Here is an 11,965-nt window from a genome sequence, read left to right as displayed (position 1 = left end):
ATGATGGCGACCAGAAGGAGAAAGCCCCTGCGCATCGGGATGTAGGTAAGGTCAGCGCACCATCATCCGGCAGCAGCCGGATGATCCGCTTCCTGAAAGGACGGCAGACAGGAGACCGCCGAGGGACCTGGTTCGGCCGCTGGTAGATCGGCGCCGGTCCCATCTTCGCCATCTCCTGTCGCCGCTCCAGGCTCATCAACCGGACACCTCGGCTAAAAAAGCCCGCTCCACCAGCAGCTAGCCGATCTTGGCGTGCAGCTTTTCGACCTCCGCCTCGTTCGTCTTGGCGCTCTCCTGGCCAGCCGACTTGTCCGAAAATACTCCGGCCATGGCCCTCCACGACCCGCCGCTTCCACTCGCCCGCCATCATCTGATGAATGCCGTGCCTGGCCGCCACCTGTGCCGTCGTCAGCTCACCCCGCAGCACCTCCAGCGCCTTGAACTCCGCTGACGACCGCGTCCGCTTTCCCGTCATCGGTCCGTTCTTCTCAGGGCGAACCGAGCTTCCCCATTTGTCCGAAATTAGGGGACCACCTTTTACCCCAAAGCGTCCTGCGGCCGATCGGCACGAGCCTACCGATATGGCTTGAACCACATCCTCAAATCGATGAGAATCCAAGTTGCTTCAAGCGGCTCGGAAAAAGCTTCATTGCCTTGATATATATTTACAAGTTCACATGCCTGTGTGCTACAGATACTTACAATACTCGAGTATTATGTTCATCACCAGATTGCAGTTACTTCTGGTCATCCAGTGTTGCCCAGCCGTGGGCGCGGCCCGTCGGCGGTAATGTGCTGCTGTCTGTCTTGGACCTCAGAATGTGAGCTTTGGCCAGCATCTGCGCGCTCACGGGAGCAGTAAGGAACAGGAAGAGGGTGATGAGCAGCTCATGGAACGAGAATTCTCCGACCAATGCCCCGAAGTAAATGACTGATCCGATCAGCAATGACCCGATGCCCAGGGTCGTGGCCTTGGTGGGCCCATGCAGCCGGCGCATCATGTCGGGCAGCTTCACGAGGCCAAGCGATCCCACCAGAAGAAAGAAGGCGCCGGTGAGGATGAGGACGGCGACGATTACCTCCATCAGCATATCCATTTCCTGCTCCTCACTCGATCACATTGCCACGCAGCAGGAATTTGCAGAACGCCACCGTGGTGACAAAGCCCACCATCGCGAACAGCAGTGCCGCCTCAAAGTACATGGTCGTGCCATAGATGATGCCTAGCAGCACGATGAGCCCGATGGCGTTGATCACCAGCGTGTCGAGCGCCAGCACGCGGTCGGTGGCATCGGGACCGGCAACCACGCGGTAGAGAGCCAGGAGGAACGCGATGCAGATGGCGTTCGCAGCGATGATGGATGCGGTCATGATCATTCGAACATCCTTTTCAGCCGGCGCTCATAGCGGTTCTTGATGTTGGCGACCGTGCCGTCCGGGTCATCGGTTTCCAGGCAATGAACCAGCAATGCCTTGCCGTCCGCGCTCAGGTCGGCTGTCACCGTCCCAGGAGTAAGGGTGATGGTGCCAGCCAACACGGCGATGGCCTCGGGCGAGGTCAGATCGATCGGAACCGTGACGTAGCGCGAACGAAGGCCGGCGGCTTTCCGAAACAGGATCAGGTAAGCCACCTGAAAGTTGGAGACGAGGATATCCCAACCTACGATCAGCAGGTACTCGCTGATCAGCAAGGGCGCCTTCAGGCTGGCACGGCCGGGCCAGTAGGCGCTGGTGACGATCGGGATGATCAGGCCCAGGATCAGCCCAAGAATGACGGCTCCGGCCGACACGTCATTGAGCAGGAATACCCAGACGATCAGGATCAGGAACGTGAGGAGGGGGTGCGGAAGGAACCGATCCAGCATGGTCATCGTCCGGCCATGGCAGCGTCCGGCCCGAGCACCGCTGTGATGTAGACGATGCGATCGAGCGCCTGTGTTGCAGTCGCTGACAGGATCCGCGCCAGTGGCCCGGCACCCACAGTCCAGGCAGCGGCAAGGAACAAAAGCAGTGCCACCGCCGCAGTCGGCAAGCGAGCCGGCGACACGGGTTTTTGGCCAATCCTCGCTGGTTCGCTTGCCCAGAACAAGGTGGACCCGGCCCGCGCGAAGCCCAGTGTCATGAGCAGGCTCGTACCGAGGATGACCGCCCAGACGGCCGGCCACCAGGAAGAAGCGGCGACAGCCTGCAGGATCATGACCTTGCCGAGAAAGCCCGCCAGGGGCGGTAGTCCTACCATCGCGACCGCGGCGGCAAAGAACATGCTGCTCAATAGGGTTTCCCCTGTAATTGCCGGGGCCGGCACCAGTTGGTCGCTGGATTGCCCGCGCCGCTCGGCGATCAGGCCAGCAAGGAGGAACAAGGCTGCTCCTGCCAGCGTGCTGTGGACGAGATAGTAGAGCGCTGCCGTCACGCCAGCTTGGTCGAACAGTCCCACAGCGATCAGCAGCGTGCCCATGGACGCGATCACGGCGTAGGCAGCCAGTTCGCTCAAGGTGCGGCTGCCGACCAGCCCGATGCTGCCGGCCAGGAGCGTGACGAGCGCGGCTGGCAGGAGAATGGGCGCTGCCGCCATCGCCAGGGGCCCTGCATCCGCACCGAAGACCAATCCAAAGACACGAAGAATGGCATAGGCGCCGACCTTCGTCATGATCATGAACAAGGCGGCCGCGGGCGCGGAGGTCGTCGAATAGGTGGCCGGCAGCCACCAATGCAGCGGCACCAGAGCGGCCTTGATGGCGAAAACCAAGAAGAGCAGCAGCGCGCCGGTCTTCAGGATCGCCTGGCCGGATGGTGCGACCTCAGGCACCTTCAGCGCCAGGTCTGCGAGGTTCAGCGTGCCGGTGACGGCGTAGATCAGGCCCACTGCGATGAGAAAGAGCGCTGAAGCGACCAGGTTGATGGCCACGTACTGAAAGCCGGCCTTCAGCCTCGCAGCGCCGCCTCCATGGAGCATGAGGCCATAGGAGGCGATCAGCATCACCTCGAAGAAGACGAAGAGATTGAACAGATCGCCGGTAAGGAAGGCGCCGTTGATGCCGAGCAGCTGGAACTGGAAAAGGATATGGAAGTACCGGCCACGAGTATCCCAGCGATCGATGACGAAGATGACGACCACCAGTGCAAGGACGGCGGTCAGCAACAGCATCGTCGCGGATAGTCGGTCGAGTACCAGCACGATCCCATAGGGTGCCGGCCAGTCACCCAAGCGATACGCCACGGGCTCGCCCTGAATCGCCATGGCGAACAGGCCGGCGGCTACCGCCAACAGTAGCAAGGTGGCGGTGACTGAAACGATCCGCTGCCGAACGAGATGATGCCGCAAGGTGAGGATCAGGAATGCAGCTACCAGGGCCGGCAGGATGGCCGGAACGATGATCCAGTGGTTCATGACTGGGCATGAGGGCGCGCTTGGCCCTCCTCGATGCTGCTGCTGTCCTGCACTTGAGTGGCATCGAGATCGGTGCGATCGGAACCAGTCTCCAGGAAGCCGCGCAGCGCCAGGACGACAATCAGCGCCGTCATGCCGAAGGAGATGACGATGGCGGTCAGGACCAGTGCCTGGGGCAGGGGATCGGTATAGCCGACTGCATGGGGCACGATGATCGGCGACTGGTCGATGGTGAGCCTTCCCATGGCAAACAAGAAGACGTTCACGGCGTATGACAGGAGCGTCAGGCCGATGATGACCGCGAAGGTATGGCCGCGCAGCACCAGGTAGACGCTGGCGGCGGTCATGAAGCCGATGGCACTTGCGACCAGAAGTTCCATCTCAATCTTCCCCTTGCGAGACAGTGCTGTCCGCCGTTTTGGGAGGTGGCGTGAGCACGATGTCCATGGGCGTCCCGACGTCCGCCGACGGATCTACCCGCTGCGACACCCGCGAAAGTTGCGCCAGCGAGAGAACCATGACGCCTACGACCGTGAGGAAGACGCCCAGATCGAACATCATCGCTGAAGCGAGCTCGAATTCACCCACGAGCGGCAGGGTGAAGTAACCGAACGTACTGGTGAGGAAGGGATAGCCCAAGGCCCAGGCGGCCGCGCCGGTCAGACCGGCAATGCCGACACCAGCTCCGATCAAGGCTTGCGCATCGACCCGGGCACGTTTGCTCGCCCAGACATAACCGCTTGCGATGTATTGCATGATGAGCGCGATAGCGACGACGAGGCCGGCAACGAAGCCGCCGCCGGGCTGGTTGTGGCCACGCAAGAAGAAGAACACGCCTGCTGTCAGGGACAGTGGCAGGAGGACCCGGGTTGCCACGACCAGAAGGAGGGGATGAGCGTCCTTCGATTCCTCCTCGAGCCGAAAGGCCCGCAGGCGCCGGGCGGCAGCTCCCTTGAACGCCAGATCCAGCAAAGCGAAGATACTGACCGCTGCAATGCCCAGCACGATGATCTCGGCAAAGGTATCGAAACCACGAAAGTCGACCAGGATGACGTTGACCACGTTCGTGCCTCCGCCTCCTGGCTTCGCCTGTTCGATGAAGTATCCGGAGATGCTGGCCACGTCGCGCGTCATCACGGCATAAGCCAAGCCAGCGATGCCCACCCCTACCAGCGCTGCAAGCCCGGCATCCCGCCAGCAGACCAGCTTGCGCGTTTCCGGTGGTGTCGTCTTCGGGAGGAGATTGAGGGCCAGCAGCAGCAGGATCGTCGTGACGACATCCACCGCGATCTGGGTCAATGCAAGGTCCGGTGCGGAGAACTGCACGAAAGCGAGCGCCACGATGAGGCCGATGACGCTGGTGAGGATCAGGGCGAACAGCCGGTCTGAATGTTTCAGAGCCACTGCAACGGTGGCCGCAGCCAGTACCGCCCATGCCACTGCAGCCGGCACCGTCGCCGGCTGCAGTGGCCGCGCTCCGGGGCCGTGCTGCATGCTCAGGAACCCGTAGGCACCGAATGCACCGATCGCCAAGGTCATCACGAACAGGTAACGCCCCAGCACCCCGTCTTGCAGGTGGGCCAGCAGATAGCGCGCGGTCAGGACCAATCTGTCCACCAAGGCCTCGAAGATGATCCTGGCGTCGGGACGAGGGATGGCTAGGCGCAGCGCGTTCATCCGGGGGTATGCGAGGAACAGCAGCACGCCTCCGACCAGGGCAATGATGCTCATGAATAGCGCGGGCGTGACGCCATGCCAGAGAGCCAGATGATAGTCCGGCAGCGGGCCGCCGACCACGGCGCCGGCGCTGAGCGCGACAAGCGGGCCCGCCACTTCGGGTACCAGCCCGATGACGATGATCGGAACCACGAGCACCACCACGGGCAGCCACATGCCTGCCGTGGGATCATGCGGAGAATGGGGATAATCCCGACGCCTTTGGCCAAGGAAAGTGCCGACGGCAAAGCGTGCGGAGTAGGCAGCCGAGAACAGCGCCCCAAGCGTCGCCATCACCGGGAACAGAAGGTGGATGCCCACTTCGCTGAAATGAGCGGCCTGCTCGAGCATCATCTCCTTGGACAGGAATCCATTGAAAAGGGGCACGCCTGCCATGGAGGCGGCGGCCAGGAGCGACAGCGTGGCGGTGATCGGCATGAGCCCGAGCAGGCCGCCCAACCGACGGATGTCCCGGGTGCCCGCCTCGTGGTCGATGATACCGACACTCATGAACAAGGCGGCCTTGAAGGTCGCATGATTGATGACGTGGAACATCGCTGCCACCGCAGCCATTGGCGTACCCATGCCCAGCAGCATGGTCATGAAGCCGAGATGGCTGACGGTGGAGAAGGCGAGCAGGCCCTTCAGATCATCCTTGAAGATGGCGATCCAGGCCGCGATCACCATGGTAGCGAGGCCCACCGGTGCCACGATCATGAACCAGGCATCGGTTCCTGCGAGGACCGGCCAAAGGCGCGCCAGCAGGAACACCCCGGCCTTCACCATGGTGGCGGAATGAAGATAGGCCGAGACCGGAGTCGGCGCGACCATGGCGTGGGGCAACCAGAAATGGAACGGGAACTGCGCTGACTTGGTGAATGCACCTGCCAGAACGAGGAAGAGTGCAGGCAGATAGAGCGGTGACGCCTTGACGAGGTCCCCCCGCTCGAGGATTTCGGTCAGTTCGTAGGATCCAGCTATCTGGCCGAGCAGCAGCAGTCCGCCGACCAGAGCAAGGCCACCGCCGCCCGTGATCACCAGCGCCATACGCGCGCCTTGTCGCGCATCAGCGTTCTTTTGCCAGAACCCGATGAGCAGGAAGGATGTGAGGCTCGTCAGCTCCCAGAAAATCAGGAGGAGGATGATGTTGTCGCTAAGGGCTACACCGACCATCGCTCCCTGGAAGAGGAGTAGATAGGCGTAGAGTCGCGATAAGGAGTCGTCGCGGCTCAAATAGAACCGTGCATAAAGAATCACGAGGGCACCGATGGCGAGAATCATCGATGCAAAGAGAAGGCCAAGCCCGTCAATGAAGAACGAGAAGGTCAGGCCAATCTGTGGCAACCAGTCGGCCCTGCCTTGCGGCACCTCATTTGCAAAAACTGCCGGCGCGGCTGCGAGCAGGAGACCAAGGGCAGTAAGCGTGATCATCCCTGCAACACCGGCGCAAACGTTGCGGCTGGAATGACTGAGCAGGGGCATAATCATTGCCCCAAAAAATGGAATAAATACAATAAACCATAGTGTCATGCAGTAGAATCCTCGCGGGCGCCGAGACAAAAGTACAGATAACCTAGAGACGGAGATTTCTGATACTGCTTAGAAAGGGATGTCCTCATCAGACAGCCTCTCTTGCCTATATCTCTCCCTCATTCCGTTTTTCAATGACAGCCCCCCGGCTGGAAGTTCAGGATGTCCGCCCTTCTGGGGACAAGGGTGGTCGCAGTCGGTCGCGTCAGCAACACCGGCGAATTGCCGCCGAGATCTTGCCAAGAGCCAATCCCGCAAGGATCCGAGGCGACGGGAGGCCGATGATTTCAGAAAGTCCCCGAGGCTGATCCGGCAGCGCCATGTTAGCCTGGCCTCGCCTGCCGGCGGCAACATGGTGTTGCCGGGATGCATGATGAAGCGGACCCGACAGATGCCGGCTGCTTGGCCTCTTGGCTCGTGCCGGACCATTCCAGCCTGTGGTGGTTCGCCCGCCACCATCTGTCATCCGAACAGATCGAGGCAGCGCTGCGGGAGACGGTCCGACGGACGAACTGCTCAGGCAAACGTGCAAGCCAGGTCGCCGTCGCCTCCACCGGGTTGTGGTCGTCCCACACCTCCCGATACTTCGCATGGCGTGCTTGAGCGCCACTGCAGTGAGCGCGGATGGTTGAAGTGGGCACTAGCACATCGGGTCGAGCCGCAGTTAATCTTGGCGCAGCGAGTGGTCAGGCCAGGACCCCGTGGCGACTTCAGCGATTTGGTTCCACTCGCATCCAAGGCGGCTGCCGCTATGCCCTATGGCCAGCTGATTACTGACGCCGGCTATGACAGCGAAGCCAACCACCGCTTCTGCCGGGAAGAACTCGGCGTTGACAGCCTGATCTGTGGCCAAGAAGCATCGCTCCGCCACCGCGGTCGCCACCACACCGTACCGGCAGGAGATGGTCAGGCGGCTGGGCAAGTCGGGTGACCCGCAGACCGCACCGCCTACCGCCAGCGCTGGAAGGTCAAGAGCGTCATGTCGGTAGTCAAGCGTTGCTGCGGTGAGGCGCTCATGGCACGCCATCATGCGACGCTCTGCGTGCGCTTCCTGTCCGACGATGCATGGACGTTCGACGCTTGGTTGCGGGGTACCCAAGCAGAGGCGGACACGCTCGAGAGCAGGACGGCCATGCGGATACGCTTGCCGGCCTGCATCTTGGCCTGCAGGTGTTTCAGGCGCAGGGCCGGGATCTCAATCTGAAGTACGGGCTGCAGGCGGGCGGCAACGATGTTGGCCAAGCATCCGGCGGCAAGTTGGCGTATCGCTCTTGATGATGGACCTCGCCCGTTGATCCATCAAGGCGGCCACCAGCGTGTCAACCGGCTGGAGGAGGTCGAGCAGGACCTTGAGTTTGATACGGCATGCTGGCGCGCATGGCCGTGGATGGGCAGGGGAGGGGCCGTGTCCTGCTAGGATGTAGACCTGCTACAGGCACTGTCCCGGAAGATCGGGAACAATCCATGCGAGACGCTTCATCTGTCTCATATTTATGTCGCCTGTAGGTACGCCCTATTGATGCCTAGGGTCTAAACCCAATCAGCCAACGCGGCGCCCTCCGGCTAGCTTCGAGCGAGGGCTAAAGCATCAAAGCGCCCAGCCGGCCTGGGCACACTGCTGTTGCTCTTGATCGATGCAGGCGCCTTCGTTGCGCAAGTTACCGTCCTGCAGGGGCAGCAGGATCCAATGATCGTGACTGGCGTTGTCCTGTGTGGCGCCTTTGGCTCGAACGCCACAGGGCTTCGGGGTTCTCCTCGGGTGCCGGCTGACGCGTTTCGAGAGATGTTGAAAGCGACAAGGTCCGCCAACCCATTAGAGAAAGATGCAGTTATGATGGAGCTGAACAATGACGCTGATGTCGAAGAGCAAGAAGAGGCACCAAACGAGTTCGTAATAAAGCGACGGATCGCGCTTTCTATCTTAGCCGCAGGGTCCCTGACGTCCGTGAGCAGCTTGCTGTCGCCCGCCTTAGGTCAGACTCAAAGAACCTTTACGCCAGGCAACGTCAAGGACGCCGCTGAAGTTGGTGATTTCCTTGGGGGATTGCCCCAGTGCCGCATTAGTACGGCAACTGTGGAAGGTCCTTACTTTATCGACCAGAGGATCATCCGCTCCGACATCCGCGAAAACCAGCCTGGCGTTCCGCTGGAACTTGAACTGCACGTCGCCAATGCGAATGCCAGCTGTCGGCCAGTCAAGGGAGCGGTTGTCTCCATATGGCATTGCAATGCTCAAGGAGAGTATAGCGGCTACCTTTTTAATGATCCGAACAAGCTTCCCGATCTCGATACGGTGAATGAGCTGGGTCATGTGCAAGAGAAGGATACGGAACGCTGGCTGCGTGGAGCTCAAACTACCGACGCGGACGGAAAGGTAACGTTTCAGACGATCGTTCCTGGGTGGTATACGCCGAGAGCTGCGCACATTCACGTCCGCGCTTTCCTGAGCGACAAGACGATGATGACTACGCAGCTATACTTCCCGCAGGCACTGTCCAACACGATCCAATCGACGCACGAATATTACAAGTCTCGTGGGGTTTCTATCTATACCAACGAGAACGATGTGGTTCGGGCCCAGAGTGGTATCTTCGGCACGCAGGACATCCTCAAAGTGTCCGCAAAGCCCGATGGCTCGCTACGCGCCACAATGGTCCTTGCGGGGACCTGACCGGCGCCGCCGACGAGTTCTGCCTGGGGACAAAAAGATCGTCCTGCTGAGCCGCTCCTTTCAGCGGCTCGTCGACGATCGCAGCGTGTTCATAAGATGAGGACCCCCGACATCTCGCCGCTTGGGTGGGGGACGTTCGGAGCACCCTCAAGAGGATGGTGCACGAACGATCAGATTGAAGCCTTCGGGGCAACCGTAGTAGCAGCTGGAGAATACGATGAACGGCCCCGCTCTCAGCCGCAGAAGCGTTTTTGTCTCCGCAACGGCGATGGCGAGCTTGCCGGTGGAGCTGCTTGGGTCTGAGCCCGCCGAGGCCCATGATCAGGGTTACAGGCGGTTCTCTGCGGCACAAACCAGTTGGCTGGATGAGCCGGCATTCACACCAGCGGCAGAGGGCTGGGTCGATGTCGATGGGGCAAAGTTGTGGTATCAGGATAGTGGCGGCACCGGTGTGCCGATCGTGCTGCTGCATGCCTCCACCGGAAGCGCCGCATCGTGGCGTTACCAGCAGTCTAGTTTCAGCAAGGCGGGATATCGTGTCATCACCTACTCACGGCGGGGCCACTATCGCTCAACAGTGCAGGAGCCCAACAAGCCGATATCTGGAGCGGCGGACTTGTTGCTGTTGGCTCAGCAACTGAAGCTGTCCCCATTTCATCTAGTTGGAACGGCGGTTGGCGGCTTTACCGCCCTGGATTTTGCCTTGAGCCATCCTGAGCGGGTGAGAAGTCTCGTGATGGCGTCTAGCCTGGGAGGGATCGATGACCCTGAGTTCACCGAGGTAACCAAGCGGCTGCTCACCCCAGAATTCATGGCTCTGCCGTCCGACATCAAGGAGCTTGGACCGTCCTATCGAGCCTTGAACCCGCGCGGTACGGAGCGGTGGGTCGAACTGGAAAAAATGGCCGCGCAGGGAAAGCCGCCCATGGCCCCCAAGGAGAACGTCATAGACTGGAAGACATTGCAGCGCCTGCGCCCTCCTACGTTGTTTCTGACCGGGGACGCAGACCTTTATATGCCTCCGGCGCTCTTCACCCTGCTGAAACCCCATGTTCCCAGTGCCGACTACGTGGTGATAGCCGAGGCCGGACATTCTACGTCCTGGGAACAGCCCGACGCATTCAATGCTGCCGTATTGTCCTTCGTGGCGCAGCACTAGGGTCCGAACCCAATCAGCACCAGAATGCGATAACGGCAGCAAGGGCGACGGCCGAGGCGAAGTTGGCAGCGAGTTTGTCGTAGCGGGTTGCCACGCGGCGAAAGTCCTTAAGGCGGCAGATGGCTGCTTCGACGCGCCAGCGGTCCTTGTAGCGCCGCTTGTCATGCCTGACGGGTCGCTTGCGGGCGCGGGCGCCGGGAATGATCGGGATGGTGCCGGCCTCGCGCAGATCTCGGCGCAGGCGGTTTGCGTCGTAGCCCCGATCCGCGATGAGCCGCTTCAGGCGGCCTGGCGCCGCGGCGAGCACGTCGGGCGCGGTCCTCACGTCGCTGGCGTTGCCGGGCGTAAGGTGGGCGACGGCGGGTCGGCCAAGGACGTCGACAAGGAGGTGGATCTTCGTGGTCCGCCCACCACGCGACGGGCCGATTGCCTGCGTCCGTGCCCCCCTTTGCCGCCATGCGCCGAACGGTGAACCTTGACGTAGGTGCTGTCGAGCGCCGCCGTCTCGGCAATCCAGCCCGCCTCGGCCAGGGCGGCGAGCATCGCCCGCCAAAAGCCCCGACGGGACCACCTGTGGTAACGATTGTAGACCGTCGTGGGCGGACCGTAGTCGGCCGGGCAGTCGCGCCAGCGGCAGCCGGTCTTGAGTACATGGATGATGCCCGAGATCACCCGACGGTCGTCGACCCGCCGCGCGCCTGGCTGATGCGTGGGCATGAACAGGCTGATCACCGCCCACTGCGCGTCCGTCAGCCAGAACAGGTCCGCCATCGCCCTCTCCCGCGTCTACCCGTGACCGCCACAGGAGCCCGATCACGCAGCATACACAAGAACCTGATTGGGTTCAGACCCTAGAGCTGAACCTAGCTGCCGTGGGTTTGGCCATAGAGGCCAGCCATGGCAGTACTGCTCATGTCACCGAAGCTGGCCGCCGCGCAGCCTGTGTGATGATCAGGTCGATCGCCAGCATGACCAGGATCGAGAGCCCGGTCAGTGGGAAGAGCGCACCGAGGGTCAGTACGAGCGCGGTAACGCCGATGGCGACGCGCCTGTCCTGCGGCCAGGCAGGAACACCCATGCTGCCGGATGGACGGCGCTTCCACCACATGACGGCCGCGGATATGGCCATCAGCACGATGGCGACGCAGACGGCGGCCATGACGATCTTGTTGGCCAGCCCGAATTCCTGACCCATGTGCACGTTGACGCCCCACTCGATCGCCTTGCCGCCCAGGCCGTAGTCGTGAAAGCCGACATCGATGATCGGCTTGCCGGTGTACTGGTCCAGGTGGATCACCCGCTCGAAGTCGAGATCGTCCGGGTAGGCCGAGCCGGTGTAGACGCCGTCCGGCATGCTCGGCAGGTCGACGGCATAGCCTGGTGCCAGGCCCATGCTGCTGAAGATCTGCACGGCGCGGTTCAGGCCGATCGGCGGTGGCAGCGTGGCGGGTGAAGCGGGGGCTGGCGTCTCCGCATCGCCATGATGGTGCTCATGGGC

The 11,965-nt window shown here is 61.6% G+C and carries 10 protein-coding genes and 1 pseudogene; 2 read left to right on the top strand and 9 right to left on the bottom strand.

Annotated features, from left to right (window positions below):
* Window positions 1-737: 737 nt before the first annotated feature.
* The 7 genes from VHL31_RS04595 to VHL31_RS04565 form a co-directional block, all read right to left on the bottom strand.
* Window positions 738-1,097, bottom strand: a complete 360-nt coding sequence (locus VHL31_RS04595) for a Na+/H+ antiporter subunit G (protein WP_329660028.1) — start codon at window positions 1,095-1,097, stop codon at window positions 738-740.
* A 10-nt stretch (window positions 1,098-1,107) separates the two neighbouring features.
* Complete coding sequence (locus VHL31_RS04590; RefSeq protein ID WP_349262359.1) at window positions 1,108-1,377, bottom strand: K+/H+ antiporter subunit F; 270 nt, start codon at window positions 1,375-1,377, stop codon at window positions 1,108-1,110.
* Window positions 1,374-1,865 carry a Na+/H+ antiporter subunit E gene (locus VHL31_RS04585; RefSeq protein ID WP_329660026.1) on the bottom strand — a complete coding sequence of 164 codons (492 nt, stop codon included), beginning with the start codon at window positions 1,863-1,865 and terminating at the stop codon, window positions 1,374-1,376. Before VHL31_RS04585 ends, VHL31_RS04590 begins: the two co-directional genes overlap by 4 nt.
* 2 nt (window positions 1,866-1,867) lie before the next feature.
* Window positions 1,868-3,391, bottom strand: a complete 1,524-nt coding sequence (locus VHL31_RS04580) for a monovalent cation/H+ antiporter subunit D (RefSeq protein ID WP_329660025.1) — start codon at window positions 3,389-3,391, stop codon at window positions 1,868-1,870.
* Complete coding sequence (locus tag VHL31_RS04575; protein WP_329660024.1) at window positions 3,388-3,771, bottom strand: Na+/H+ antiporter subunit C; 384 nt, start codon at window positions 3,769-3,771, stop codon at window positions 3,388-3,390. Before VHL31_RS04575 ends, VHL31_RS04580 begins: the two co-directional genes overlap by 4 nt.
* Before the next feature lies 1 nt (window position 3,772).
* Window positions 3,773-6,637 carry a monovalent cation/H+ antiporter subunit A gene (locus tag VHL31_RS04570; RefSeq protein WP_329660023.1) on the bottom strand — a complete coding sequence of 955 codons (2,865 nt, stop codon included), beginning with the start codon at window positions 6,635-6,637 and terminating at the stop codon, window positions 3,773-3,775.
* Window positions 6,638-7,663: 1,026 nt separating this feature from the next.
* Window positions 7,664-7,879: a hypothetical protein gene (locus VHL31_RS04565; protein ID WP_329660022.1), complete on the bottom strand. Its 216-nt coding sequence runs from the start codon at window positions 7,877-7,879 to the stop codon at window positions 7,664-7,666.
* A gap of 379 nt (window positions 7,880-8,258) precedes the next feature.
* Here VHL31_RS04565 and VHL31_RS04560 point away from each other — a divergent pair, with 379 nt between their 5' ends.
* Window positions 8,259-9,308: an intradiol ring-cleavage dioxygenase gene (locus tag VHL31_RS04560; protein ID WP_329660021.1), complete on the top strand. Its 1,050-nt coding sequence runs from the start codon at window positions 8,259-8,261 to the stop codon at window positions 9,306-9,308.
* A 217-nt stretch (window positions 9,309-9,525) separates the two neighbouring features.
* The gene (locus tag VHL31_RS04555) at window positions 9,526-10,467 is read left to right on the top strand and encodes an alpha/beta hydrolase (RefSeq protein ID WP_329660020.1); all 942 of its coding nucleotides are present in this window, start codon (window positions 9,526-9,528) and stop codon (window positions 10,465-10,467) included.
* A 13-nt stretch (window positions 10,468-10,480) separates the two neighbouring features.
* Here VHL31_RS04555 and VHL31_RS04550 read toward each other — a convergent pair.
* A pseudogene (locus VHL31_RS04550) lies at window positions 10,481-11,184 on the bottom strand (IS5 family transposase).
* A 193-nt stretch (window positions 11,185-11,377) separates the two neighbouring features.
* A partial coding sequence (locus tag VHL31_RS04545) for a PepSY domain-containing protein (protein ID WP_329660019.1) occupies window positions 11,378-11,965 on the bottom strand: 588 nt, incomplete at its 5' end.

The sequence above is a fragment of the Geminicoccus sp. genome (genome assembly GCF_036263595.1).
Lineage (GTDB): Bacteria > Pseudomonadota > Alphaproteobacteria > Geminicoccales > Geminicoccaceae > Geminicoccus.
This window is presented reverse-complemented; position numbering and strand designations above follow the sequence as displayed.

Excerpts from the sequence above, each read along its gene's own strand:
- VHL31_RS04595 (WP_329660028.1), bottom strand. The coding sequence starts at position 1,097 with ATGGATATGCTGATGGAGGTAATCGTCGCCGTCCTCATCCTCACCGGC.
- VHL31_RS04590 (WP_349262359.1), bottom strand. The coding sequence starts at position 1,377 with ATGATCATGACCGCATCCATCATCGCTGCGAACGCCATCTGCATCGCG.
- VHL31_RS04585 (WP_329660026.1), bottom strand. The coding sequence starts at position 1,865 with ATGCTGGATCGGTTCCTTCCGCACCCCCTCCTCACGTTCCTGATCCTG.
- VHL31_RS04580 (WP_329660025.1), bottom strand. The coding sequence starts at position 3,391 with ATGAACCACTGGATCATCGTTCCGGCCATCCTGCCGGCCCTGGTAGCT.
- VHL31_RS04575 (WP_329660024.1), bottom strand. The coding sequence starts at position 3,771 with ATGGAACTTCTGGTCGCAAGTGCCATCGGCTTCATGACCGCCGCCAGC.
- VHL31_RS04570 (WP_329660023.1), bottom strand. The coding sequence starts at position 6,637 with ATGACACTATGGTTTATTGTATTTATTCCATTTTTTGGGGCAATGATT.
- VHL31_RS04555 (WP_329660020.1), top strand. The coding sequence starts at position 9,526 with ATGAACGGCCCCGCTCTCAGCCGCAGAAGCGTTTTTGTCTCCGCAACG.